Source organism: Acinetobacter brisouii CIP 110357 (assembly GCF_000488275.1).
Taxonomy (GTDB): domain Bacteria; phylum Pseudomonadota; class Gammaproteobacteria; order Pseudomonadales; family Moraxellaceae; genus Acinetobacter; species Acinetobacter brisouii.
On the sequence record NZ_KI530762.1, the window covers coordinates 2,066,646 to 2,093,252 of the forward strand.

Genomic DNA, 26,607 nt, shown 5'->3' on the forward strand with positions numbered 1-26,607 from the left:
CAGTGGGCTTTTATGAAATCACTTCAATAAAGCGCTGAAGAGCCTGAGTAAATCCTTCAGGTTGCTCAATATTTGACAAATGCGATGCTGGCAAAATACTGAGTTGGCTATGGGTAATGCGCTGCTGCATAAATTCAGCATCAGCAACAGTCGTGATCGGATCAAATTGACCTGCGATCAACAAGGTTGGAATCTGAATATTGGCAATCTGTTCACGCAAATCTTCATGTGCCAAAGCACGGCAGGCATTGGCATAACCCTGAGCAGGTGTATTGGCCAAACTTTGAATGGTTTGTTGCGCCAATGCATCTTGTAGATAGTCAAACTCACTGCTAAACCAGCGGCTATGGGTCGAAGCCACCAAATCAGCCAAGCCATTTTGTTCTACCGCATCAGCTCGGGTCAGCCATGCTTCTGCCGTACCAATTTTTGCTGCAGAGTTTGCAACTGTAATGCTGTTAAAACGCGCAGCATGGTGAATACCCAAATACAGCGCAGTCAATCCGCCCATTGAAATTCCACAAAAGTGTGCTTTTTCAATCTTCAACGCATCTAAAATATCAATCACATCTTCTGCAAGGTTTTGCACAGTTGTCTCTGCGATGACATCACTTTGACCATGTCCACGAGTATCATAAGTAATCACTTTGAACTGCTGTTTGAGTGAAGCAACTTGAGGTTGCCACATGGCATGATCAGTTCCCAAAGAATTGGAAAAAACAATGGCAGGCGCATTCTCAAGACCTTCCACATAAACCGATAAATGCTTGCCTTGACGATTGCTAATCGTGATCATCACTTTGCCACTCCTGTCTGTGCTTCCTGCAAAACTGCATCAATTTGTGCCTGAATATTGCCTAAATAAGATTCAGGTTTAAAAATCATCGAAATTTCTGCTGTAGAAAAATTATTTTTAATGTCATCCAGTTCAGAGATCACGTCTTTTAAATGTTTTTGCTCAGCGACTGCTGTTTTACATGCGGCTTCCACCAGATGATGCGCATTTAAACGCCCCAGTTTTGGTGCCAGTGCCATCATGACTGCTTCCGCCATAATCAAACCTTGCGTGCATTCCAGATTGCGCTGCATGTTTTCGGTGTTGACTTCCATCCCTTCTAAAACATCCAAGGTACGTGACAATGCACCTGCGCAAAGCTGGAAAATTTCAGGCAATGCCAACCATTCGGCATGCCATGCACCTAAACTACGTTCATGCTCCTGAACCATGCTCTGATACAGACTTGCCATCAGTACTGGAACGCGGTTTGCAGCTGCAAGTACCGATGCCGCTGCAACAGGGTTGCGTTTATGCGGCATGGTCGATGAGCCACCGCGACCTTTTGCGGTTGGTTCAAACACTTCAGCAATTTCGGTCTGCATCATCAAAGACCAGTCCCGCGCCATTTTGCCTGTGTTACCGACAATCATGGCCAATACACTGGCGATCTCAACGATACGGTCACGCTCACCATGCCATGTGCAACTTGGTGTCGCCAAATGGAGCTGTTGGGCAAATGCTTCGACAACTGCGGAACCCTGATCAAGCAGTGATGCCAATGAACCCGCTGCACCGCCGAGCTGAACAGCTAGTACGCGGGCTTTCATTGCCTGAATCCGATCCAAATCACGTTTAAACGCACTTGCCCAACGAGCAAACTTGTGACCCAGCGTAATTGGCAAAGCTTGTTGTAGCCATGTCCGTCCAATCATCACCTGATCACGATAAACTTGTGCCTGCGTCAATGCCGCTTGGTAGTTTTGCTGCACGCTCTGTTCAACATGCTGCAACGCATCACGGCACTGTAAAATACAGGCGGTATCTAAAATATCCTGACTGGTTGCCCCCCAGTGCACAAAACGTGAGGCAGCTTCATCTTGCTGTTTCACAATTGCAGTCAACTGTTTTACAAAAGGAATTGCGATATTGCCTGCAAGCCCTGTCGCGGTTGCTAACGCATCAAAATCGATCTGTTCCAATGCTACTTTTTGTGCAATCGCTTCGATCGAATCTGCGGCAGATTGAGGAATTACCCCAACCTGCGCCTGAGCTTTTGCCAGTGCCACTTCAGCTTGAATCATGTAAGAAATCAAAGACTGATCACTGAAAATTTCAGTCACATCATCCTGATAAAATAAGCTGGCATATAACTGGCTCATACTTAAACTCGCTCAATAATCAAAGCAATCCCCTGACCGACACCGATACACATTGAACATAAGGCGTACTTGCCGCCTGTCTGTTCAAGCTGGTTCAAAGCCGTAGTCACCAGACGCGCACCTGAGGCACCCAGTGGATGACCCAGTGCAATCGCACCGCCGTTTGGATTGACGCGTGCATCATCATCTGCCAAACCAAGGTCACGGGTACAAGCTAACGCTTGTGCAGCAAAGGCTTCGTTCAGTTCAATCACATCCATCTGTGCCAAAGTCAGGTTGGCCTGTTTCAGTAATTTCTTGATCGCAGGTGCTGGTGCAAAACCCATGATGCGTGGTTCAACACCCACGGTAGTTGCCGCAATAATTTTGGCACGGGCTTTCAGTTCGTATTTTGTGATGGCTTCATCTGACGCAATCAAGAGTGCTGCTGCACCATCGTTAATGCCTGACGCATTGCCCGCAGTTACCGTACCTTCGGCTTTCACCACAGGTTTGAGTTTGGTCAAGGTTTCCAGCGTGGTTGCACGTGGGTGTTCATCGGTATCGATAACAATCGGATCACCTTTGCGCTGTGGAATGGTGACAGGCACGATTTCGTTGGCAAAGTAGCCTTTGGCTTGTGCAGCAGCAGTACGTTGCTGGCTGGTTAAAGCAAACTTGTCCTGATCTTCACGGCTAATGTGGAACTGTGCTGCGACGTTTTCCGCAGTTTGTGGCATGGTGTCCACGCCATACATTTCTTTGAGTTTCGGATTGATAAAACGCCAGCCCATGGTGGTGTCTTCAATCTTCTGGGTACGTCCGTAAGCGGTTTCCGATTTGCCCATCACAAATGGCGCACGGCTCATGCTCTCTACACCACCCGCGATGATCAGATCTGCTTCACCCGCTTTGATGGTACGTGCTGCCATGGCAATCGCATCTAGAGATGAACCACAGAGACGGTTGATGGTAGTGGCTGGCACTTGGTACGGTAAGCCTGCAAGAAGCGATGACATGCGTCCGACATTACGGTTATCTTCACCAGCTTGGTTGGCACAGCCATAGATCACATCATCAACCTGTTGCCAGTCCACGCTTGGGTTACGCTGCATCAAGGCTTTGATCGGTAAAGCACCGAGGTCATCAGCACGAACTGAGGCTAGACCACCAGCATAACGACCAAACGGAGTACGGATGGCATCAACAATATAAGCATTTTTCATTCTTTAATCCTGTCCTGTTACATCACCTTTTCCCTCTCCTTTCAGGAGAGGGTTAGGGAGAGGTTTTATCCCTGAGTCGCATCAATCAGTGTTGCACCCGTCATTGCCTGTAGCTCGTCAAAGCTTAAGCCTTCGACTTTCTCCAGCACTTTCAAACCTTCAGGTGTGACATCAATCACACACAGGTCGGTATAGATCCGGTCTACACATTTCAGCCCTGTCGCAGGATAAGTCAGTTCCGCCACAATCTTTGGTTCACCCTGTTTGGTCACGTGATCCGTGGTGATAAAGACTTTCTTTGCACCCACAGCCAAGTCCATCGCCCCGCCTACAGCAGGAATGGCATTTGGCGCACCAGTATGCCAGTTGGCCAAATCACCATTGGCTGCAATCTGGAAGGCACCGAGAACTGCGATATCAAGGTGACCACCACGCATCATGGCAAAAGAGTCGCCATGATGGAAAAATGCGCCACCTTTAAGCATGGTCACAAATTCTTTACCAGCATTGATCAGTTCAGGATCTTCTTCACCTTCTGCTGGTGGTGGGCCAAATGCCAACAAGCCATTTTCAGAATGTAAAAACACATCTTTGTCTGCTGGCAGGTAGCTGGCAATCTTGGTCGGTAAGCCAATGCCAAGGTTGACATAAGCGCCATCAGGAATGTCTTGAGCGACACGTTCAGCAATTTGGTCACGGGTTAGTTTTTTATAGCTCATGTCAGTCTCCTTATGCGCTTGTCAGTGGTGAAGTGGGTTCAACCTGAACCACATGCTGCACAAAGATGCCTGGGGTAATGATGTGTTCAGGATCGAGTGCACCCAGTTCAACCACTTCAGAGACTTGTGCGATGGTGACTTTCGCTGCCATGGCCATGATTGGGCCAAAGTTACGGGCTGACTTACGGTAAACCAGATTGCCCCAGCGGTCGCCCTGCTGTGCCTTGATCAAGGCAAAATCGGCATGGATCGGATATTCCAGCACATAGTCTTTACCCTCGATATGACGGGTTTCTTTGCCTTCAGCCAGTAAAGTGCCATAACCAGTCGGCGTAAACACAGCACCAAGACCCATACCCGCCGCCTGAATACGACATGCAAGATTGCCTTGTGGCACCAGTTCCAACTCGATTTTGCCTGCGCGGTACAGTTCGTCGAACACCCAAGAGTCAGACTGACGTGGGAAAGAACAGATGACTTTTTTCACAGCGCCCGCTTTGAGCAACTTGGCAAGACCATAGTCGCCATTGCCTGCATTGTTGCTGACAATGGTCAGATCTTTGATGCCCAAATCCAGCAAGCCATCAATGAGTTCGGCAGGTTGTCCTGCGGTGCCAAAGCCACCAATCATGATGGTCGAGCCATCTTTAATTTGCGACAGAACCTCGCGAAATGAGGTCGCACTTTTATCTATCATTGGATAACTCCACTGTGCATCATAAAATGATTAATTGATTGGAACTAAAAATTAGGCAGGATGAAGTCCGTCACTTTCGACTTTGTTACCCAATCCCGAGTAATTTAATTAGATTTCCTTTGTCTGCTCATTTTTTATAATTTTCGCCTAAACATCTAGCAGTAAAATGCGTAATTGTTCGATAATCATTTATATTGTTCGACTATCGAACAATAGTTATTATTTTGAACATCCTAGAAAATAATGCTTGGTCAAGCACTTTGTATGGTGAATTAGATGGACAAAATAGAGCAAACCCCCAACAAAACGCTGCAAAACCCAGAAAATAAAAAAATAATTCGCCATGAAGATTTTATTGCAGGCATGGGCAAAGGACTGGCAATTTTGGAAAGTTTCGGGAATGATCGACATCGCTTAAATATTTCTATGGCAGCGGAACGTACAGGTTTGACCCGCGCTGCTGCACGTCGGCATTTACTGACCTTAGAGTATTTGGGCTATCTAGAATACGATGGACATTATTTTTATTTGGCTCCAAAAATTTTAAAATTTTCAGGTGCTTATTTAAGTGGTGCACCATTACCTAAAATTTCACAACCATTGCTTAATCTGCTGACTAACCAGACTTCTTTGATCTTTTCAGTCATGGTACTCGATGGTTACGAAGCGATTACCGTTGCCCGTAGTGCGGCACACCAGCAAACTGACCGAGTCAATCCGTATGGCTTACATTTGGGAAATCGCTTGCCCGCCCATGCAACCTCTGCAGGTAAAATCTTACTCGCACATTTGGAACCAGAGCAGCAACTTGAGTGGCTAGAAAAATATCCCCTCAAGCGTTTAACCAAATATACATGTGTCGATAATGCTGAATTTTTGCAATTACTAAGAGAGTTAAAAGAACAGGACTGGTGCTACTCCTGTGAAGAGCATGAGCTGGGCGTACATGCCTTGGCTGTTCCTATCTATAATGGTAACTCCAAAGCCGTTGCTGCACTCAATATTGTGTCACCGACCATGCGTACAACACGCGAGTATCTGATTCAGCATATTTTACCTTTGTTGCAAGAAACCGCACGGGAACTCCGCAATGTACTTTAAGTACATTGATATCTGGCTATCCGATCTATCCCACACGATTTTTGACTTCGTGGGTCTAGATAGAACCCTGCAAATTTAGCCATATCTTCACAATCAACTCCCCAAAACAACCCTGTTGCACTCGCAACAGGCATTTTTTGCTTACTTATAGACAGGTTTATTTTTATAAATTTACTTTTTTATTCTAAATAATGTACTTTTTAATAAAAATAAGTTTACTTTTTTTTAATTTAAAACTTACTTTTTTACATTAATACATTTACTTTTTAAATCATTTAAACTTACATTTTTATATTAATAACTTTACTTTTTAAATAGTTTAAACTTACATTTTTATTTTAAATAATTTACTTTTTTATTAAAAAAAATAAACGTTTTAACTTTTTAAATAGCACTATTTTCTCACAATTTATATTCATGCATAAAACCGACCACGACGACGGCGCAAGCCTAAAACATGAATTGCCCGCACTAAAACAGCATACGAAACGCTATAGCCAAACTCTTTTTCAAACAATGGAATAAGATCACTAATATTTTGAAATTTATTATTTTTTACAAAGCTTTGAAAGGCTTCCCAGTCTTGAATATGTGCAGGTGCTCCCCGTTTTTTACTTGGTTTAGGTTGCAGGCTTCCTGTCTCTTCCTCAAGCTTGATCCATGCATCCAGAGTGACTCTAGAGATATTAAACTGTTTACATACAGCCACTTTATAATCAGTTTTCTTATAAGCATCCAAGGCAGCTTTTCTGATTTCAATTGAATATTTCGGCATATTAACTCTCTCAAAAAAATATTAATGGCACACTTTATGCACAAATAAAAATATGTTTATATATTTCCCTACAGGGATTATTATTGTTACAAGGATTAGATTATGCTGCAAGATGATATTCATTTAAAAAAGTTATCGCTATGGCAAGTGATTGTGGTCGGGGTTGCTTATATGACACCAATGACCGTGTTTGATACTTTCGGCATTGTTTCTGGAACAACCGAAGGACATGTACCTCTAGCCTATTTGTTTGCATTGGTTGCCATGCTACTCACCGCTTTTAGCTATGCTCGCTTTAGCCGCGTATCTGAAAAGCCAGGCTCAGCTTATACCTACACAGCGGAAAGCTGTGGTTCATCTCTAGGTTTTTTTGTCGGATGGTGTGCTCTTTTAGACTACATCCTGTTACCCCTGATCAATGCTTTACTCTGTGGTATTTATCTGGAAGCAATTTTACCAGGTGTACCTTACTGGGCATGGGTGCTGATTGCCGCTAGTGTGGTTACTTTTATTAACCTTTTTAAAGTCAACTTGTTAGCTAACTTAAGCTTAATCTTTGTACTCGCACCTGTACTGTTAATGGTGTTCTTTGTTTACTTGGTCATTCATGGCGTGAGTAGCACTCAAGGCTCTGAACATGTTTTAACCCTTGCGCCACTGTTTCATGGAAATACTCATCTACTGCCTCTTGTTGCTGGGGCATCCATTTTGTGTTTTTCATTCTTGGGGTTTGATGCCGTTACAACCCTGTCTCATGAAACCAAAGATCCTAAACGCAATATTCCACGTGCCGTAATATTAACAACACTGATTGGTGGTGTGATTTTCTTTACCGCAGCGTGGTTTATCCAACTGTATTTCCCAACCAATGCACAATTTAAACACCCCGATGAAGCACTCCCTGAAATTGTACTGTATGTGGGTGGTGCGCTATTTCAATCTGTATTCCTAACAGGGCAAATCATGAACACCGTTGCTTCTGGCTTAGCCAGCCATGCTAGTGCTTCACGCCTGATTTACATCATGGGGCGTGATGGTATTTTCCATAAAAAAACCTTGGGCAGTATTCACCCACGCTTTGGAACACCGCTTTATGCAACCTTGTTTATTGGACTTGTCTCTTTAAGTGCAATTTTCCTTGATCTTGCTCAAGTGGTAAACCTGATTAGTTTTGGGGCTTTAGTTGCCTTTACTGCAGTTAATTTTTCAGTCTTTATGCAATTCTATGTGCGTAACAAGCAGCGCCAAGGACTAAAAAATAAATTTTTTAATGCCATACTCCCACTCATTTCTGTTGCCGCCATTGTGTGCTTATGGATGAACCTTGAAAAATCTGCACTGAGTTTTGGTGGCATATGGCTTGGGGTTGGCATTATGTTCTTTATCTATAAAAAAGCAAAGAAACAATCAATTGCGATTAGCAATGCTTATTAATTCAATCAAGTGAGTATCAAAATGCAAAAACTGGTTAACAAACCTAACTTGCTGGAAGATGTTGAATTTAAAGTCAGTATCAACCAGTTGAGTGGCAAAGACTGGAACTGGGTAAATCCCAATAAGGCACAAATCGAGAGCCCTGCCAACTACTACGAAAGCTCTTTGGCCGAATGGCAGACTTTCGATGCACTCAATAGCGATACAGAATGTGATGTTGTCGTGATTGGTGCTGGGCTTTTGGGCTCGTCGACTGCACTGCATCTGGCGGAACAAGGTGTTGAAACCATCCTGCTCGACAAAGACCGTATTGGCAGTGCCGCTTCTGGACGCAATGGCGGGCAACTTACTCCTGGACTTGCACGCTGGGAAGCTGAAGAAATGATTGAACACTTTAGCTATGAAGATGCAAAGCGTCTCTGGAACTTCACTTCTGTTGAAGCCATGCAATTAATTGACAATATCGCTGCCAAATACCAGCTAAATTTACAGCGCAAACGCGGCCATATTACCGCAGCTGTGCATGAAGGACATTTGGTTGCCTTAACTCAAGGCTCAGATGCACGCAAATACTTAGGTGAAAACCACACGCATGTTGTCGGAAAACATGAGCTATTCGATCATGTCAAATCAGAAAGTTATTTTGGTGGGCTAATTGACCGTTTAGGTGGGCATATCCATCCGCTGGCACTCAATCGAGGCATTGCTTACGGCTTCTTGCAAAATGGTGGCACCATCTACGAACGCACTGAAGTGACCGAAATTGAAGAACGTGATGACGGCATTTATGTACATACGGCTAATGGTACGATCAAGGCACGTAAAAGTGTGGTGATTGGGGTACATCATGCATCTTTCAAATTATTACCACAGCATAATCAAACCACGATTCCATTTTATACTTATGTGAGTACCACAGCACCACTCGAAATTGATTTAAGTGAACTATTACCAAGTGATCATCCTGTGTATGACACCCAGTTCCAAATTGACTACTATCGCGGAGTCAGCAAAAACCGTCTGCTCTTTGGAGGGCAAGGTACAGGAAGTTGCTGGAGCCCAGAAAAAACCTACCAATACCTGCTAGGACGCATTAATAGCGTTTTCCCGCAACTTAAGCAGGTTGAACTCGACTTTGTTTGGAGTGGTACAACTGATTTAACTGTAAATGGTGCAACTGACAGTCGTAAATTTGGCAATAAATTCCCGATTTATGCAGTGCATGGCTGGAGTGGTCATGGTGTCGCACAAACTGTTCGAATTGGTAAAGCGATTGCTGATGATTTTGTTGGACACGCCAAAGATTTCGAAATGCTCACGCAAATTCAGCACAAAGACATTACCTTTGGTCGGGCATTAGCGCCGCTGGTCATTCCTATGGCAAAAGGTGCTTATGGTTTAGGTGCAATCATGAACCCTGGCAAGATGGTTTCTTTCTAATTGCCAGTATTCTGTTTTACCCATAATAAAAAAGCCGCTATAAAAGCGGCCTTTTTATATCTACAACTTATTAACCAAGTTTTTTAGTAACGTAGTCAATTGCAGATTGAACAGTTGTGATTTCGTTTGAATCTTCATCAGGAATAGTGATGTCGAAGTCATTTTCGAAAGACATAACAAGTTCTACTAGATCTAAAGAGTCAGCACCCAAATCATCTGTGAAAGATGCTTCGTTTTTGATCTCTTCAGCACGTAAACCTAATTGTTCAGCGACTGCTTGCTTTACACGTTGTTCGATATCGCTCACAGGAATTCTCCTCATTGCTTGTGCTTGTGGCATTTTTTAATGCCGTTAGTTTAATTGAATATAAAAAATTTTAAAAGTTTAATAGCTTATGATTAAGCCATGTATAACCCACCATTTACATGTAACACAGTACCTGTAATGTAACTGGATTTTTCACCCGCAAGGAAGCTGACCGCATTTGCGATGTCTTGAGGTTCGCCTAGACGACCAAGTGCAACTTGCTCACTCATTTTCTTACGAATTTCTTCGCTCAACTGGTCAGTCATTTCAGTTGCAATAAAACCTGGCGCAACACAGTTCACCGTAATTTGACGGCTACCCATTTCTTTAGCTAGGCTACGACTGAATGCCTCAATCCCTGCTTTAGCAGCAGAATAGTTGGCTTGACCAGGGTTTGCAAAATGCGCAACCACTGAACTAATATTAATAATACGACCAAAACGTGCGCGGGTCATGCCCTTCAATACACGTTTAGATAAACGATAAACTGCTTTTAAGTGGATGTTTAAAATATCATCCCAGTCATCTTCTGACATACGCAATAATAAATTATCACGAGTAATACCAGCATTATTGACCAATACCAGCACTGAACCATATTTTTGTTCAATATCTGAAACCAATTGCTCAATTGCTTCAGCATTGCGCACATCAAGCACAGCACCTGCACCATTTTCGGCAAATTGCTGAGTTAATTTTTCTGCGCCAGCTTCAGAAGTCGCTGTACCTACCACAAAAAAACCATCTTGGATGAGTTGTTGAGCAATCGCAGCACCAATACCACGGCTTGCGCCTGTAACTAATGCAACTTTTCGTTCTTGTGTCATGCAATTTTTCCTTCAGCCACTAAAACAGCATTTAGGGCATCTTCAATGCGACTCTTACTATCAATCGCAAATGTTTTTTCAATGTTTGGTAAACGTTTTGCCAAATTGCTCAATACTGTACCCGGACCACATTCAACAATATAACCAATACCTTGATCTTGTAGATACTGCATGGTCTTCGTCCATTGTACAGATTGGTACAATTGCGCAGTTAAAGCTTGACGTAGCTGAGCAACATCGGTAGCTGCCTGAGCATTTACATTTTGTATTACAGGAATACGTGGTAGCTCAATGGCAGTTTGTTCCAAAGCCTCTGCAAATTGCTCAGCAGCAGGTTTCATCAATGAACAATGTGATGGCACAGACACAGGTAATGCAATTGCCTTGCCATTTTGAGCTTTTGCTTCAGCCATAACCGCTTGTACAAGCGCTGCTGTACCTGCAATCACGACCTGACCCTGTGAATTGTAGTTAGCCGCTTCAACTGAACCCTCAGCATTGGCACTTGCTTGTTGGCAAAGTGCAACGACCTGATCATCAGCCAGACCCAAGATAGCAGCCATCGCACCCTGACCTTGAGGTACTGCAGTTTGCATCAATTTACCGCGTAAATTAACCAATTTCACTGCATCTGCCAAGCTCATCGCTTCAGCCGCAACCAAGGCACTATATTCGCCTAGCGAGTGACCTGCCAAATATTTAGGCGCCACACCACCTAAATCCAACCAAGTACGCCATAACGCAACACTTGCAGTTAACAATACAGGCTGGGTATTTTCTGTTTGATCTAGCCCTTCACCTGTTTGGGCAATCTGCCACAAATCAAAACCTAATGCTTCAGAAGCTTCTGCAAAAGTGTTCTGAACACCACTAAACTGCTCTGCAATTTCGGCGAGCATGCCGACTTTTTGTGAGCCTTGACCAGGAAACACAAATGCAGTTTTAGTTGCTTGAACTACTTGATCGAGTCGTTTAGCAGACATATAAGAATCCTTTTTTGTCTTCTCTTGAAGTTCGGTAATGCAATTTAACATTAAATTTCACGATTTTTAATTGCCAAATACAACATTTCATTCAATAAAAAAAGGGAGCTTACGCTCCCCTTTTTGTCACTAAGCCAAGGCTTAATGCAAACCGATTATTCAGCAGATACTTTAGCGAATAATTGGCGACCACGGTATAAACCGTCTTTAGTTACGTGGTGACGACGATGAGTTTCACCAGTAGCTTGGTCTACAGTTAATGCATTCTCGGTTAAAGCGTCATGTGAACGGCGCATGTCACGGCGAGAGCGACTTTTACGGTTTTGCTGAACAGCCATGATGGCTCCTTACAGAAATCGAAAAAATGGATCAGAACAAATTCAGTTGCCTTGACTGGAAAGTATAACATACTTTATCAGTTAAGTTTACCCTTCAAACTTGCTAATACGTCAAACGGGTTGTCCCGTTTTTCTTCAACAACGTCCTGCACGGTCGGTCGGTGCTTATGCTCACAAACTGTATGTTTAGGAGACAATGGCACCAACAATAACAATTCATCTTCAAGTAAAGAAAGTAAATCAACAGTAGCAGGTTGATCAATCGACCCTTTTGTTGACGACTCACTTTCACCCAAAACGATGAAATCAGCATCCTCATCCAAGCGCTCTATCAGTGACTCATCATCGATTAGTGCTAAATGAACGTCTAAAACTAAATCAACTCCAACAGTATCCAAGCAACGTTGGCATTCCATTGGAAGTTGGGTCTCAACGTGTGCACTCAACCAAACTATTCGGTGATATGCATCCATTGATAGTTTACAGTCTACTTGAACCCATTGATTTTCAATCGATCCAGTGGATTCACGAGCGATTCGAACAAAGCTTGACAGGGGCAGTTTTCCTGACCATGTATAGCCTTGTTCAGCCCATTTAAACGGCTCAATTTTTGCCGGAAAGGTATTTGCTGACATAATTAAGGCGACAATTCTACAAATTCATCTGAACTCTGTCAAAGTTTAAGATACAATTTTGCACTTTGAAACAGAACTATCGGGTAAATTAAGTTATGCATTTGTTGCAGCCGCAACCTAAAGTTAACACGTCATCACTTGTTCACACCCTGCCTAACTTGGATTTCACTTTGTCTTTAGACCAAGTACAACGCTTGGCATGGTCAACATGTCAGAGTGAGGCATCGCAAGTAGATTGGCTTATATTACACTTTAATCAGTGGTTTTCCCATCACAATGTGATTTTATTCAAGGGCGAGAACGAACCCGAATATTTTCCTGCAACAGACCACGAACCTGCAAAAATCCAGTTTGCGCACGGTTTCTTTAATAGTGCATTGCATGAAATCAGTCACTGGACCATTGCTGGCGCCAAGCGTCGTTTATTGCCTGACTTAGGCTACTGGTATGCACCTGATGGCCGCACTCAGGAACAGCAGAATCTATTTGAACAGGTTGAAATCATTCCTCAAGCCATCGAATGGTTGTTTGCAGTTGCCTTTGGTCGGAAATTTCGTGTGTCTTTAGATAATCTCACTGGCGACGGTGGAGATGGAACGCTGTTTAAAGACAATGTATATGCACAAGTTCAGCAGTACTTCTCTGGCGAAGCACGTCTGCCTCGTGATGCAGCACATTTTATTTCATGTATCTGTTTATGCACGCGCAATGGCAAAAGTTTACATGCAGATGAGTTTTGTCGTGAAATGTTAGATTAAAAAAATCGTTTGATAATAAACAACATTGCACCTGTTTACCGAACCGTTTCATAATATAGCCATGCACAGCGCCTAGGAGAACAACAATGTTGCACTTACGAATCCACCCTGACAATCCACAACCCCGACTTATTCAACAGGCGGTTGAGCGTATTCGTGCAGGTGATGTTGTTGTGTATCCAACAGATGCTGCGTATGCCATCGGTTGCCAGATTGGAAATAAAAGCGCGATGGAGCGTATTGCTCAAATTCGTAATTTGGGCGACAAACACCAATACGCCATTATCTGTAGTGATTTATCTGACCTTGCGACCTTTGCCAAAGTCGATAATGCCACCTATCGTTTACTTAAAGCGAATACTCCAGCAGTAACCACCTATATTTTACAGGCAACCAGCGAAGTTCCACGCCGCCTGATGCACCCAAAGAAAAAAACCATTGGTTTACGTGTTCCAAGCAACCCGATCTGCCAAATGCTACTCAAAGAGCTTGGTGAACCATTATTGACCAGTACACTTATTCTTCCTGGTCAGAATGACCCGCTCGATGACCCTTATGAAATCGAGATGCAATTAGGTAAACGCATTGATGTGTTTATTGATGGTGGTTTTGGCACACTGACTACAACCAGTGTTGTCGATTTATCAGGTGATTCACCTGTTGTGATTCGTCGTGGTGTTGGCGATGTGAGCATGTTTGAGTAGCGAAAAATTTAACCTTTTATGATTTTTATCGGAAATATTGTGTATTTTCGTTTCATTCGAGGTGCGAATGTCATAAAATGGTAAACTTTCGAGGTGTTGAAAATTGTTTTCTTTTTCTTCCCCGTCATTTTACGCTGTAGACTCCTCATGCTTTTGAAAATTCGCGTGGCCTAATATTGTAATGAATCAAGTGCTTCACTCCACGATGGAATCTGCTCCACACATTCGTGTTCTGGATGAATGGCAAGAAACCATTCCTGAAGATTTATATATTCCTCCTGCCGCCTTTGAAATTTTACTCGAGCACTTCGAGGGACCACTCGACTTTTTAATTTATCTGATTCAAAAAAATGGCTTCGACTTGCTGCAACTCGATATTGCACCGATTGCCAGCCAATATTTACAGTATATGGATGCCATGAAGTCGCTCAATATTGAGCTCACTGCAGACTATATGGTTATGGCAGCATTATTGGCAGATTTAAAATCACGCCTGTTATTGCCAAAACCCAAAAATATTGAATTAGAAAAAGATCCTAAACAACAACTGATTGACCGTCTAGAAACCTATTTGCGTATTAAAAAGGCAGCTGAACGTCTTGGGCAATTTTCCATTCTTGAGCGTGATACCTTTAATATTAATGTCAATTTAGGACAAAGTACCGCTGTTTACGAAGGTTATAGTGTCGATTTGCTCAAAGATGCACTGTTTTGTGTCTTTAACCGCCCCGAACCCGTTGTTCATCAAGTGCAACAAGAGCCTGTTTTACTTGAAGAACGGATTGCTTATATTGAACTCATGCTTGAATCAGGGAAAGTTTTAAACTTTTCTGCCTTACTCAAACCAAGTCAAGGTAAAATGGGTATGGTCGTGACCTTTATGGCAATTTTAGAGCTTACCCGCCAGCAAAAAGTTCAGATTGTTGCAACAGGGATTGAAGCACCGCTTGCAATTCAGGGAGTCGCTGCATGAGTGTGAATAGCATGACCATGTCGATTGATGAGTTGCATCATGAAGTTTTAATGCAATTAGAAGCCATTATTTTTGCCAGCGATGCCCCTGTGTCGATTGCTCGTTTAAAAGAAGCTTTTCAAAATCAATATACCAAACAACAATTACATCAATATTTGCAGCAACTGGCCGTGTTACAGCATGGCCGCTCTATTGAGCTGATTGAAACCGCACAGGGCTTCCGTTTTCAAGTCCGCGCCAAATATCGACAGGTGATTACTCAGACTTGGCCAGAACGACCAACGCGATTATCACCTTCTCTACTCGAAACGCTGGCTGTGGTGGCTTATCACCAGCCAGTAACCCGTGCAGATATTGAACAAATTCGTGGAGTGAGCAACAACAGTCAAATTTTGCGCACATTATTTGACTTTAACTGGATTAAAGAATCTGGTTTTCGTGAACTCCCTGGACGACCGGCGCTGTTGATTACAACGCCCCAATTTTTGAATGCTTTTGGTTTAGCTTCGCTAAGCCAGTTGCCTCCCCTGCAGGATGCCAAGGAAGCTTTCATGACACTTGATGCCCAAGCAGCAAAGTCGTGAATAGGTGGACTGTTGATTGATTAATTCTAAGGTTATGCTGTCATGAGTGAAAAACTACAGAAGGTTTTAGCGCGTATTGGTTTGGGTTCTCGCCGTTATATGGAAGAAGTCATTGCCGCTGGTCGTGTAAGCGTGAATGGTAAAATTGCCCAAGTGGGTGAACGCATCGAACCAACCGATGAGCTACGTATTGATGGTCGTAAAGTTCAATTCCAGATTGAAGATGAAATTCGCCGCCGCGTACTGATTTATTACAAACCAGAAGGTGAAATCTGCTCACGTAATGATCCAGAAAAGCGCCCGACCGTGTTTGATAATTTGCCACAAATTAGCAATGATCGTTGGGTTATGGTTGGCCGCCTCGACATCAACAGTACAGGTTTATTGTTATTCACAAACGATGGTGAACTGGCAAACCGTTTAATGCACCCTTCAAATGAAATTGAACGTGAATATGCAGTGCGTGTTATGGGTGAAGTCACCAAAGAAATGCGCAACAATTTGCTTAAAGGCGTCACTCTTGACGATGGCCCAGCAAAATTTGAATCATTTTCTGACTTGGGTGGTGAAGGGATTAACCGCTGGTATCAAGTTGTAGTGAAAGAAGGACGTAACCGTGAAGTACGTCGTCTATTTGAATCTCAAGGTTTAAAAGTGAGCCGCTTGTTGCGTACTCGCTATGGCTCAGTCATGTTACCTCGTGAATTACGTACAGGACGCTGGATGGAACTGGATAAACAAGATATTGACAATCTGGTTAAACAGGTTGAATTGAAACCACGTCAAGGTACAGGTTTATATGGTATGGCAAAACGTCGTGCCGAGCGTATGACTGAAAAACCAATGGCAGCACGTCGTGGTGGTTTCCTCCGCCAACAGCGCCGTGATAGCGATACCCCACAGCAGCCACAACAGCAGGCGAATCCTTCTAGCAGCAATGGTGGACAACGTAAGCCAGCTGGTCAAGGTAAAAACTTCAAAAAATTCTAATTCGAACATTCACCTTTATGCCTTGATTTGAGGCATAAAGATCATGACTTGATCGAAATGCTAGCCATAAAAAAGATGAGTAACAATGCTCATCTTTTTTTTGATTTTTACAATTAAGCGACCAGAACAGGTACATCAATCCACACGGTATCAGGGAAATGTTCTGCCAAATAGGCTTTGAGCAACTGCCGTGTATCTTTGGCAATGATCTCATCTTGTGAGTCATCATTAAGATTATAGGCCAATGCATACAATGGAATCTGACGCGCTTTTAAGGCTTCAAGACTCAACAAGGTATGATTGATGCTACCCAAACGTCCTGAAGACACCAATACGACAGGATAACCCTGCTGTTTCACAAAATCGATAGTCAACAAACGACGGGTTAAAGGCACCATTAAACCACCTGCACCTTCCAGTAACACGACGTCATAGCGCTGTGCCAAAGTTTCAGTTGCGGCATTGATTTTTGCAAAATCAATCTCACGCCCATCCAGTTCACTGGCCAAATGTGGCGATGCAGGATAAGTAAAAATTTCTGGCATGGTCAGCTTTTCATGATCTTCTGGCAACCAACCTGTCGCCATGATTTCACGGTGCTTTTCCAAATCTTCAGACACATCAACATTGCCCGTCTGGATCAGTTTCTGGGTAATGACTTTTTGCTGTTGCTCTGCCAAGGTTTTCGCCAAAAATCCCGTGGCGAAGGTCTTCCCAATTCCTGTATCGATACCACTGATAAAATAAATTTGGGCGCTCATGTCAACCTCCGAGCAATGATATAAATAGGATGATAAGTCAGTGGATACTGCTGTTGTGACTGCACTGATTTGAGCTGTGCATAATCCGCATAAAACTGCTGCAAACGCTGCTTTGTCCATGCAAAGTCACGATTGGTTGCGGTGACACCTGTGGCTTTCAGATGTTTTAACACATCACGTGGCTGCGCAAACTCAAGTTCAATCAGTTCCTGTTCAGCATGCATCACTTCAAAACCTTGCTGTTCAAGCAAAGTTTGTAACTGTTCTAATGAATAGTAATCTAAGCCCTGACCAATCAATTGCTTGATTTGCCATAGGTTCTTTGAACCAAAGGTTGAAAAACACAACCAGCCTTGCGAGTTTAAAGCAGCATGGATTTTTGCAAAAACTGCCGATAAATCCTGCATCCATTGCAATGCGGAACTCGACACCACCGCCGCAAGTGCATTTGGAAAGGCAAGTTTTTCAGCATCACCGATACAGAACTCAACCTGCTGTTCAGGAAAAAATTCCATCACCTCAGCATACAAGTCATTGACGACATAATGCTGCACAGCAAACTGTTGCTGTAACAAGCGAGTCAGCGTACCTGAGCCACAACCGATTTCAAAAATTCGCGGCAACTGCTCAGGGCAAAACTGTTGTATCAACTGCGCTAGATGTTCACATATCTGCTGCTGTGCCACAGCTTGTAGCGTATAAGTTTCACGGGCTTTAGCAAAACGCTGCTGGATCACGCTTTTATCGAGTGAAGTCATCTGATTCACAACCATTGTACCAAGGCTTCAAGCGCATCCTGCTGGGTGTGTGCTGTTAGCGACACCCGTAACCGCGCAGCATTTTTCGGAACTGTTGGCGGGCGTACAGGCATGACATAAAAACCATGCTGCTGTAAGTCTTTTGCTTTTGCCACGGCTTGATCACTCGCACCAATCACAATCGGCACAATATGCGTGGTCGATGGACTATCATAACCACGTGCCAAGACTTGCTGTTGTAAGTAGTGACTGGTTTGTGCCAAATGTTGGCGCTCAGCCGTTAAACCTTGCATATGCTCAAAAATAAATTTTGTCCAAGCAATATTCACAGGTGGCAAGGCGGTACTGAAAATCAATGGGCGCATGCTATTGATCAAATAGGCTTTAATGATTGGATCACACAACAAATAGCCACCAACTGAAGCAATGGCTTTCCCAAATGTACCCACCAAGAAATCGATCTCTTCAATACATTGATGCTGCTCTGCACAGCCCAAGCCACGTTCACCACGCACCCCAATTGCATGAGCTTCATCAACATACAGCATGACTTTGGCAAACTGGCGTTTAATCGCCACCAATGCCGTTAGATCGGTTTCATCCCCATCCATACTGAAAATACTTTCAGTCACCACAATAATCCGATCAATCTCGGCATCGTCATGATATTTTTCGAGCAGGCTTTGCAAATGCTGCAAATCATTGTGCCGATAACGGACATACTTGGCAGCACTCAGACGAATCCCGTCAATCATACTGGCATGTACCAGTTTATCTGCCAAAATCAGGGTTTTACTGTCTGCCACCGCAGGTAAAATCCCGACATTCATATGATAGCCACTATTGAACAGTAATGCCGCACGCCCAGCAAACGCTTGAGAAAGGCTGTGCTCCAAGTCGGCATATTCAGGGAAATTTCCTGTCAACAAACGCGATGACGAGCTAGTCAAATAGCACTCTGCCACTGGGTATTGGGCAAAAAATTGCTCGCGTAAACTCACTTCTGCGGCAAGTCCCAAATAGTCATTGGATGACAGGTTCAGCATCTGCTGCCCTGCTATTTCGATGTACTGCCCATGCTGGCGGTTTTCGGTAAATTGGCGATAGTTGCCTTGTTGTTTTAACTGGTCAAGCTGTACTGCATAGTGTTCAAGCAGGGACATTCGCTTCTCCTGAGGTTATTTCTGCGACCACCGCTTTGAGTTCACGTAATAAAAATTCTAATTCTTCGGGACGAATCACATAAGGCGGCATGACATACACCAGTTTGCCAAATGGGCGTACCCAGATGCCACGCGCAACAAATTGCTGTTGCAAGCTCGCCATATTGACGGCTTCGGTTAGTTCCACTACACCAATTGCACCCAGTACACGGACATCAGCCACATGTTCCAAGTCAGCAAGTGGAGCCAAGCCTTGTTTTAAATGTTGTTCAATACGCTGAATATTGGCTTGCCAGTCCTGAGACAACAGCAACTTGGTACTCGCAACTGCCACTGCACATGCCAATGGGTTTGCCATAAAGGTCGGGCCGTGCATAAACACACCTGCCTCGCCTTTAGAAATGGTTTCTGCCACATGTCGCGTGGTCAAGGTTGCAGCCAGTGTCATATAACCGCCCGTTAGCCCTTTACCAATACACATAATGTCAGGCTCAACCCCGGCATGTTCCCAAGCAAAGAGCTTACCTGTACGTCCAAAACCTGTGGCGATTTCATCAAAAATCAGCAAAATATTATATTTCTGACAAAGCAGTTTGGCTTGGCGCAAATATTCAGGATGATAAAAACGCATCCCGCCTGCACCTTGTACAATCGGTTCAATAATCAGTGCCGCAATATTTTGGTGCTGTTGCTCCAAGGTTTTTGCCAGTTCAGCAATATCCTGAGCATCCCATTCACCATCAAAACGGCTTTGCGGTGCTGGAACAAAATAACGAATCGGTAAACATGAACCAAAAATCTGATGCATACCTGTCACTGGGTCACACACCGACATGGCATTCCATGTATCGCCGTGATAGCCCGAACGCGTGGTAATAAAATTGGTTTTTTGTGGCTTGCCTTGCGCTGTCCAGTACTGCACTGCCATTTTCAGTGCAACTTCAACTGACACCGAACCCGAGTCTGCATAGAAGATTTTATCGAGCGATGGCGGCACAATTTCAAGCAGTGCCTTACCCAGCTCAATCGCAGGGTCGTGGGTAAATCCACCAAACATGATATGTGACATGCGTTGTAACTGATCGGTGACCGCCTGATTCAGCACAGGATGATTGTAACCATGAATCGCACACCACCAAGAGGACATACCATCGATGAGTTGACGACCATCATCCAGTTCAATGGTCGATGCAAAAGCTTGCTTAACCTTAAATGTGGGTAATGGATTAATCATTGATGTATATGGATGCCATAAGTGTTGTGCATCAAATAAATCTGTCATCCAAAACCACCTTTTTTAACCTCAATGGCACTGATGTTAATCCGTTTCTGGCATGGATGCCATTGCCAGATCAGTCAAATTCAGGCAAACGACGCTTCAGTCAGAAATTGACAAATTTGTTCAGCGGCAAGCACTGGATGGGTCACAGGAAAGGCATGACTTAGTTCTGGCAACATCGTGATATGTGCTGCTTTAGCAGAAAAATCAGGGACTTTTTGTACAATCTGGTAAGGAACGACTGCATCCTGTTCGGTAAAGATAAAACAAGCCGAATTGGCATATTGCAACCATTTATCGACCAAGTTTAAATCCTGCAACAGAATCAAGCCTTGCAATAACAACTCATTTTCTGGGGGATTGGCAGTATTTTGTAAAGTGAGCCAGTGCTGTTTCGCCTGTGCATCGCCACGGCAAATATTCAGATAAAAACGTTTGAGTGTGGCTTGAGGATTTTGCTGAAAGGCTTGGAAAAACTGAGTAAATTCAGTTTCAGGCATGGCACAAGACCAGTTTTCCTGTGCCACAAAACAGGGATTACTGGCTAAGTTAATCAGTGTTTTTTGCTGTCCTGTGAGTTGTTGATAGGCATCAACCAGTAACAGTGCCAATTGTCCGCCCAGTGACCAGCCGATGACGACATCTACATCCGCAATACAGGCAAGCATCTGCTGTTTTTGAGTAGGGTCAAACCAGTCAAAAATATCGGCCAGTTCCACCCGATGCCCAACTTGCTGTAATGCCTGTTGCAATGGCATCAGGGGTGCAGTTCCTACACTCCAACCTGTAATCAGCAAGATTTTCTTTGGCATCGACCTGTTCTCATCTACAACGATATGCGTAGCAGTATAAGACAAAGCTTTTATGATCGATGTGCAAGATCTACCATTTTTAGCGTGACTAACACACTAAAGAAGTTACCTCTGGCTGTGGTACGGCTTGCTGTGCAGGCGCAGCAATCACGCTCATTTTTGCCTCAGCTAAGGTCTGTGGACAGTCGCGATTGAAATGTGTTCCGCGACTTTCCTGACGTTGCAGCGCGCTATGCACCATCAGCATTGCAGTCAAAAGCATTGGATATTGCTGCTCGGTCATTAGCCACCAGTGATTGAGCTGGGCATACAAATACTGCATACCTGCAAAGTCACGCTGAATACCAAAATACTGGGTCATTTTTTGCTGCAATGTTACAACATCAAAATCATCTTCCAGTTCAAACTGTGCAGAAACAGCTGTGAAATCTGGTTGCACCAGTTCCGCTTCAGCTTTCGGGACTTGCCACTCATCTTGTTGAACAATCGCGTGTGCAACATCACGCCCCATCACCATACATTCAAGCAATGAGTTACTGGCTAAACGGTTCGCACCATGTAAACCTGTACATGCCACTTCGCCAATCGCAAACAGGTTTTCAATATCGGTATGCCCAATCGCATCGGTTAACACACCACCACAAGCATAATGCGCGGCAGGTGCAACAGGAATTGGCTGCTGACTAATATCTAAACCTTGCTCAAGACAGTGCTGATAGATCGATGGGAAATGCTCGGTAATAAACGCTTTTTCCAAATGGGTCATATCCAGCAAAACTGGCTGTTGTTGCTGTTTCTGGATTTGATCGGCAATCGCACGCGCCACAATATCACGCGGAGCAAGTTCTAGACGCTCGTCATAGGCAGGCATAAAACGCTCGCCCTGCTGATTACGCAAGATACCGCCTTCACCACGCAACGCTTCAGAAATAAGGAATGTTTTACTACCTTTGAGCGCCAATGCCGTTGGATGAAACTGGATAAATTCCAGATTTGCCACACGACAACCTGCTTGCCATGCCAGTGCTACGCCATCGCCTGTTGAAGTTTCAGGATTGGTGGTGAGTTCAAATAGCTGACCTGTGCCGCCAGTCGCCAAAATCACATATTTGGCAAATACTTGTACCGACTGCTGAGTTGCATCTTTGAGTTCAGCCCCATAACAACGCTGATCTTCAACATACAACTGCTGTAAGCGGTGTTCAGTCAAACAGGTCACATTGCTTTTTGTCGCAAGCTGCTGTTGCAAAGTCTGCGTGACCGACCAGCCTGTATGATCGGCAGCATGCACGATACGACGGTGTCCATGCCCACCCTCACGAGTCAAATGTAAGCTTTGCTCATGGTAGGTAAATGGCACACCAGACTGACATAACCAGTCAATTGCAGCAGCGGCATTGGATAAAATATGTGTAGTATTCTCTACATGACAGAGTCCCGCACCTGCGACTAATGTATCTTGAACATGTTCAGCCACAGTGTCTTGCGGATCAAGTACTGCTGCGATACCACCTTGAGCCATATTGCTGGAACAGGTGTTTAAATCCTGTTTTGCGAGTAAGGCAATTTTGAACTGTTCAGGCAAGGACAGGGCAACGGTCAAACCCGCCAAACCTGCCCCAACAATTAAAACATCATAATGCTGAATATTTTGCTTCATGTTGCGTTGCCAGCCATTGTTGAAATTGGGCTAAACCCGCACCCAATTGTTGCTGTTGATGGTAGTTTTTGTAGGCTTCAGAGAAGTCTAGCATCCGTTGGATTGGTGCTCGTGCTTCTTCAATCAGCGCGGCATCAAGCTGAACTTGCTGGCTTTGATTGCGTAAAACTTCTGCACACGCCGCCAGACCATTCATTGCCATCCACGGGCAAAATGCACAGGATTTACAGGTTGCGCCGTTACCTGCAGTCGGTGCAGCAATAAAGGTTTTATGTGGGGCTTGTTTTTGCATTTCATGCACAATGCCCTGATCGGTTGCCACAATAAACTCATGTTCGGGACGCTGTACGGCAGCATTGAGTAATTTACTGGTTGAACCCACCACATCGGCTTGCGCCACAACTTCAGCAGGTGATTCTGGATGCACCAATACAATTGCTTCAGGATGCTGCTGTTTCAAATGAGTCAGCTCAATACCCTTAAACTCGTTATGGACGATACATGAACCTTGCCAGAGCAGCATGTCTGCGCCTGTTTTATTTTGGATATATTGTCCAAGGTGACGGTCAGGTCCCCAAATGATTTTTTTGCCCTGACTGTGCAAATACTCAACAATTTCAATCGCAATAGACGACGTTACCACCCAATCCGCATGCGCTTTGACTTCCGCACTGGTGTTGGCATAAACCACGACTGTACGGTCTGGATGCGCATCACAAAATTGTTTAAATTCATCGGCTGGGCAGCCCAAATCTAGCGAACAGGTCGCTTCCAGATCTGGCATGAGTACCGTTTTTTGTGGGCTGAGAATTTTGGCAGTTTCACCCATAAAGCGCACACCCACGACCAGCAAGGTATCGGCTGGGTGATTTTTACAGAATTTTGCCATTTCCAGTGAGTCACCCACCATGCCGCCTGTTGCCAAGGCTAAATCTTGCAACTCAGGTTCCACATAGTAATGTGCCACCATCACGGCATTGTGTTGTTTTAAAAGTTCACGGATTTCTTCTTGATATTGTTGGATTTCTGTTGCATTTAATGCTGCAGGCACCTTTGCCCACGCTTCATGCAAGGTACAGGCATTGCTTTGCTGCGCCTCAGTGGCAAACTCAATATGCGTTTGCATATAATCCAAGCTTGGCTTTTCATAAGGATAGCTAGCCAAATGTTCCTTCATAACGGCATTCCAACAATGAATATGCGCACAATTATGCTCACAATGAGTATATAAATTCAAATCCTTTTTGCTCAAAAAGAGTATAATTATTCGTAAATGGCTGTTGTTTATGTATTTATTTTTTATATAAGAAAACTGCTTAGAGAATATGCGTAAGGGTTTTGTTTCACCCAATATTTCTCATACAATGAACCCGATAGCAACAAACATAAGACCAAAGATGCAGTCACACGTCCATTTAGAACTTTCCACATCCCAGGAAACCGCAACTGAACTGGTTGCCGTTTTAATTGCGGTGACCAATTTTTCCGCGCGGGTACTCACTATTCAAGATGGCACTCTTTTACCTTTTGGACCATTAACCCCAATTCATCACTCATTACAAGCAGGCGCACGTGCTTGGGTTCAGCAACAAACTGAGCAACCTTTGGGTTATATGGAACAACTGTATACCTTTGTTGACATTAAACGCTCGCAAGACTCTGGGCATCCAGTGGTATACATTAGTTATTTAGGATTGGTTAAAGAGGTCGATGAACAAAACCTAAAACTCGCAGCAAAATGGCATGATTGGTACGAGTATTTCCCATGGGAAGATCGTCGTACCAAAGATGCTGAACAAGTTTGTCAGCAAATTTTGCCTAAAATTCAAAACTGGGTTGATTCTGCTGCCTCTGTATATCTGCGCCAAGCACGTCAACAACGTATGAATTTATGTTGGGGATTATCAAATTATGATTGGCTTGAAGAAAACACCTTACTCCGCTACGAGCTCATGTATGAAGTCGGGCTAATTGCCGAATCGCCATACTATGATGGTCGCCTGCCTGAATCGATTACAGGTAAAGCCATGCACAACCATCACCGTCGTGTTTTAGCCACAGCTATGTCACGTTTGCGCTCTAAATTACAATACCGCCCAGTGATTTTTGAGTTAATGCCACCCGAGTTTACTTTGTATCAATTACAACAAAGTATTCAAGCGCTCAGCGGTGTGGAATTACATAAACAGAATTTCCGCCGCCTGATACACAACCAAAACTTAGTTGAACCTACAGGCAAAGAAGCGATTCCAGAGCGTGGGCGCCCTGCACAACTTTACCGCTTTAAAGAAAATGTCTTACAAGAAAGTTTACTTTCAGGCTATAAGCTTCCCATTATGAACAACTAAGCTTGCAATTTTGATCACCAGTTAAATAGCAAACCCATAAAATTTGCTATTTAACTCAAAATTAGCATAAATCCCAAATTGTACAAATTCTCAGTTTAACTAAATAAACCTAAGACATTGAAATAAATTAATAAATTAATAAATATCACACTTTCACTTTTATCAACCATTCAAAAATCATGACTATTTTTGATAAAACTCAAAATTATGCGGTTTTTTAACCCTGAAAATTAATATTTGCGTGTTAGATAGTGAACAATATATACTCCGTTTGAGCATATATTGGAGAGATTCGTCATGCGTTATGCATTGCCAGATGTGTTAATTCAACCACTGGTTCAATCCGCATTAAGGGAAGACTTGGGACGACGCGGAGATATTACTTCCGAAGCCACAATTGATTCACAGCAAAATACTGAATTACATATTATTGCCCGTGAATCTGGAATTGTTTGCGGTGTTCAACTGGCTCGCCTTGCCTTTGCACTTATGAATCCAGACATTGAATTTACAGCACAACTGCAAGATGGAGATGCCTTGAGCAAAGGCAGCATCATTGCAAGTATTCGAGGTAATGCACGAGCAATTTTGAGTGCTGAACGTACCGCTTTAAATTTTCTGACTCATTTAAGTGGTATTGCCACTACAACACATGAACTGCAAAGCAGTATTTCACATACGGCCGCAAAAATTACTTGTACCCGTAAAACCATTCCTGGTTTGCGTGATGTACAAAAATATGCCGTGCGTGTCGGTGGCGGACGCAATCACCGTATGGGACTTGATGATGCGATTTTGATTAAAGACAACCACATTGCGCTGGCAGGTGGTGACATTATTCAAACTATTCAGCGTGCCAAAGCATATGCTGGACATTTAATTCCTGTTGAAGTTGAAGTGGATACACTTGAACAACTTGAGCAAGTCCTGCAAGAAGGTGTGTCTTTAGTACTGTTAGATAATATGAGTCTCGAACAGTTACGGACAGCCGTGGCAATGTGTCAAGGCAAAGCGCAAACAGAAGCCTCAGGCGGAATTACGCCAGAAACTGCACCAAGTGTTGCAGAAACAGGTGTCGATTTCTTGGCACTTGGCTATGTCACCCATAGTGCACGTTATTTGGATATTGGCTTAGACTACGTTTAAGTTAAGCCAAGATAGCTTGTAACAAAATTTAGGCATTACAAGCTATCGCATAT

At 43.7% G+C, this 26,607-nt stretch carries 28 protein-coding genes; 10 read left to right on the forward strand and 18 right to left on the reverse strand.

Going from position 1 to position 26,607, the window contains the following annotated elements; genetic code table 11:
• Positions 1-10: 10 nt before the first annotated feature.
• The 5 genes from pcaD to P255_RS09935 all read right to left on the reverse strand — a co-directional run bounded on the left by pcaD (position 11) and on the right by P255_RS09935 (position 4,778).
• Entirely contained in the window at positions 11-796 is a 786-nt protein-coding gene (gene pcaD, locus P255_RS09915; protein ID WP_004899696.1) for a 3-oxoadipate enol-lactonase, read from the reverse strand.
• Positions 796-2,157 carry a 3-carboxy-cis,cis-muconate cycloisomerase gene (locus tag P255_RS09920; protein WP_004899694.1) on the reverse strand — a complete coding sequence of 454 codons (1,362 nt, stop codon included), beginning with the start codon at positions 2,155-2,157 and terminating at the stop codon, positions 796-798. The genes pcaD and P255_RS09920 overlap by 1 nt, the downstream gene beginning before the upstream one ends.
• 2 nt (positions 2,158-2,159) lie before the next feature.
• The gene (gene pcaF / locus P255_RS09925) at positions 2,160-3,362 is read right to left on the reverse strand and encodes a 3-oxoadipyl-CoA thiolase (protein WP_004899690.1); all 1,203 of its coding nucleotides are present in this window, start codon (positions 3,360-3,362) and stop codon (positions 2,160-2,162) included.
• A gap of 65 nt (positions 3,363-3,427) precedes the next feature.
• Complete coding sequence (locus P255_RS09930) at positions 3,428-4,081, reverse strand: 3-oxoacid CoA-transferase subunit B (RefSeq protein ID WP_004750828.1); 654 nt, start codon at positions 4,079-4,081, stop codon at positions 3,428-3,430.
• Between the two features lie 10 nt (positions 4,082-4,091).
• Entirely contained in the window at positions 4,092-4,778 is a 687-nt protein-coding gene (locus P255_RS09935) for a 3-oxoacid CoA-transferase subunit A (protein ID WP_004901732.1), read from the reverse strand.
• A gap of 276 nt (positions 4,779-5,054) precedes the next feature.
• On the opposite strand from P255_RS09935, the gene pcaU reads away from it, so the two are divergent.
• Positions 5,055-5,879: an IclR family transcriptional regulator PcaU gene (gene pcaU, locus P255_RS09940; protein WP_004901733.1), complete on the forward strand. Its 825-nt coding sequence runs from the start codon at positions 5,055-5,057 to the stop codon at positions 5,877-5,879.
• 415 nt (positions 5,880-6,294) lie between these two features.
• On the opposite strand, the gene P255_RS09945 is transcribed toward pcaU, so the two are convergent.
• The gene (locus P255_RS09945; protein WP_004901734.1) at positions 6,295-6,654 is read right to left on the reverse strand and encodes a COG3415 family protein; all 360 of its coding nucleotides are present in this window, start codon (positions 6,652-6,654) and stop codon (positions 6,295-6,297) included.
• A 102-nt stretch (positions 6,655-6,756) separates the two neighbouring features.
• On the opposite strand from P255_RS09945, the gene P255_RS09950 reads away from it, so the two are divergent.
• Complete coding sequence (locus P255_RS09950; RefSeq protein WP_004901738.1) at positions 6,757-8,088, forward strand: APC family permease; 1,332 nt, start codon at positions 6,757-6,759, stop codon at positions 8,086-8,088.
• 21 nt (positions 8,089-8,109) lie between these two features.
• Positions 8,110-9,528, forward strand: a complete 1,419-nt coding sequence (locus P255_RS09955) for an NAD(P)/FAD-dependent oxidoreductase (protein WP_004901741.1) — start codon at positions 8,110-8,112, stop codon at positions 9,526-9,528.
• Positions 9,529-9,598: 70 nt separating this feature from the next.
• Here P255_RS09955 and acpP read toward each other — a convergent pair whose 3' ends face one another.
• The 5 genes from acpP to P255_RS09980 all read right to left on the reverse strand — a co-directional run bounded on the left by acpP (position 9,599) and on the right by P255_RS09980 (position 12,618).
• Positions 9,599-9,835, reverse strand: coding sequence for an acyl carrier protein (gene acpP, locus P255_RS09960; protein WP_004750816.1), 237 nt, complete (start codon positions 9,833-9,835; stop codon positions 9,599-9,601).
• Between the two features lie 92 nt (positions 9,836-9,927).
• Positions 9,928-10,662, reverse strand: coding sequence for a 3-oxoacyl-ACP reductase FabG (fabG, locus tag P255_RS09965; RefSeq protein WP_004750814.1), 735 nt, complete (start codon positions 10,660-10,662; stop codon positions 9,928-9,930).
• Positions 10,659-11,645, reverse strand: coding sequence for an ACP S-malonyltransferase (gene fabD, locus P255_RS09970; protein ID WP_004901747.1), 987 nt, complete (start codon positions 11,643-11,645; stop codon positions 10,659-10,661). Before fabD ends, fabG begins: the two co-directional genes overlap by 4 nt.
• 155 nt (positions 11,646-11,800) lie before the next feature.
• On the reverse strand, positions 11,801-11,983 hold the full coding sequence (rpmF, locus tag P255_RS09975) for a 50S ribosomal protein L32 (RefSeq protein WP_004750811.1): 183 nt from the start codon (positions 11,981-11,983) through the stop codon (positions 11,801-11,803).
• 77 nt (positions 11,984-12,060) lie between these two features.
• The gene (locus P255_RS09980; RefSeq protein WP_004901751.1) at positions 12,061-12,618 is read right to left on the reverse strand and encodes a YceD family protein; all 558 of its coding nucleotides are present in this window, start codon (positions 12,616-12,618) and stop codon (positions 12,061-12,063) included.
• 95 nt (positions 12,619-12,713) lie between these two features.
• Here P255_RS09980 and P255_RS09985 point away from each other — a divergent pair, with 95 nt between their 5' ends.
• From P255_RS09985 to rluB, 5 genes are all read left to right on the forward strand, one after another.
• Positions 12,714-13,376, forward strand: a complete 663-nt coding sequence (locus P255_RS09985; RefSeq protein WP_004901755.1) for an elongation factor P hydroxylase — start codon at positions 12,714-12,716, stop codon at positions 13,374-13,376.
• 86 nt (positions 13,377-13,462) lie between these two features.
• Entirely contained in the window at positions 13,463-14,080 is a 618-nt protein-coding gene (locus P255_RS09990; protein WP_004901758.1) for an L-threonylcarbamoyladenylate synthase, read from the forward strand.
• A gap of 181 nt (positions 14,081-14,261) precedes the next feature.
• Positions 14,262-15,053: a segregation and condensation protein A gene (locus P255_RS09995; protein ID WP_035365182.1), complete on the forward strand. Its 792-nt coding sequence runs from the start codon at positions 14,262-14,264 to the stop codon at positions 15,051-15,053.
• A complete protein-coding gene (scpB, locus tag P255_RS10000) occupies positions 15,050-15,637 on the forward strand; it encodes an SMC-Scp complex subunit ScpB (RefSeq protein ID WP_004901766.1) in 588 nt (195 codons plus the stop codon). The genes P255_RS09995 and scpB overlap by 4 nt, the downstream gene beginning before the upstream one ends.
• Before the next feature lie 42 nt (positions 15,638-15,679).
• Positions 15,680-16,627 (forward strand): 23S rRNA pseudouridine(2605) synthase RluB, encoded by a 948-nt coding sequence (gene rluB / locus P255_RS10005; protein WP_004901770.1) that lies wholly within the window; start codon positions 15,680-15,682, stop codon positions 16,625-16,627.
• Between the two features lie 113 nt (positions 16,628-16,740).
• On the opposite strand, the gene bioD is transcribed toward rluB, so the two are convergent.
• The 7 genes from bioD to nadA all read right to left on the reverse strand — a co-directional run bounded on the left by bioD (position 16,741) and on the right by nadA (position 24,186).
• Positions 16,741-17,388, reverse strand: a complete 648-nt coding sequence (gene bioD, locus P255_RS10010; RefSeq protein WP_004901772.1) for a dethiobiotin synthase — start codon at positions 17,386-17,388, stop codon at positions 16,741-16,743.
• Positions 17,385-18,161, reverse strand: a complete 777-nt coding sequence (gene bioC, locus P255_RS10015; protein ID WP_004901774.1) for a malonyl-ACP O-methyltransferase BioC — start codon at positions 18,159-18,161, stop codon at positions 17,385-17,387. The genes bioD and bioC overlap by 4 nt, the downstream gene beginning before the upstream one ends.
• The gene (locus tag P255_RS10020) at positions 18,152-19,309 is read right to left on the reverse strand and encodes an 8-amino-7-oxononanoate synthase (protein ID WP_004901775.1); all 1,158 of its coding nucleotides are present in this window, start codon (positions 19,307-19,309) and stop codon (positions 18,152-18,154) included. The genes bioC and P255_RS10020 overlap by 10 nt, the downstream gene beginning before the upstream one ends.
• Entirely contained in the window at positions 19,296-20,591 is a 1,296-nt protein-coding gene (gene bioA, locus P255_RS10025) for an adenosylmethionine--8-amino-7-oxononanoate transaminase (RefSeq protein WP_004901776.1), read from the reverse strand. Before bioA ends, P255_RS10020 begins: the two co-directional genes overlap by 14 nt.
• A gap of 80 nt (positions 20,592-20,671) precedes the next feature.
• Complete coding sequence (locus tag P255_RS10030; protein WP_004901778.1) at positions 20,672-21,400, reverse strand: alpha/beta fold hydrolase; 729 nt, start codon at positions 21,398-21,400, stop codon at positions 20,672-20,674.
• Positions 21,401-21,488: 88 nt separating this feature from the next.
• Entirely contained in the window at positions 21,489-23,060 is a 1,572-nt protein-coding gene (nadB, locus tag P255_RS10035; RefSeq protein ID WP_004901780.1) for an L-aspartate oxidase, read from the reverse strand.
• Positions 23,035-24,186, reverse strand: a complete 1,152-nt coding sequence (gene nadA, locus P255_RS10040) for a quinolinate synthase NadA (RefSeq protein WP_081402002.1) — start codon at positions 24,184-24,186, stop codon at positions 23,035-23,037. The genes nadB and nadA overlap by 26 nt, the downstream gene beginning before the upstream one ends.
• Positions 24,187-24,457: 271 nt before the next feature.
• Between nadA and P255_RS10045 the strand changes: the two genes are divergently transcribed.
• Both P255_RS10045 and nadC read left to right on the forward strand, forming a co-directional pair.
• Positions 24,458-25,408 (forward strand): NUDIX hydrolase, encoded by a 951-nt coding sequence (locus P255_RS10045; RefSeq protein ID WP_035365184.1) that lies wholly within the window; start codon positions 24,458-24,460, stop codon positions 25,406-25,408.
• Between the two features lie 297 nt (positions 25,409-25,705).
• The gene (gene nadC, locus P255_RS10050; RefSeq protein WP_004901787.1) at positions 25,706-26,554 is read left to right on the forward strand and encodes a carboxylating nicotinate-nucleotide diphosphorylase; all 849 of its coding nucleotides are present in this window, start codon (positions 25,706-25,708) and stop codon (positions 26,552-26,554) included.
• Positions 26,555-26,607 lie beyond the last annotated feature (53 nt).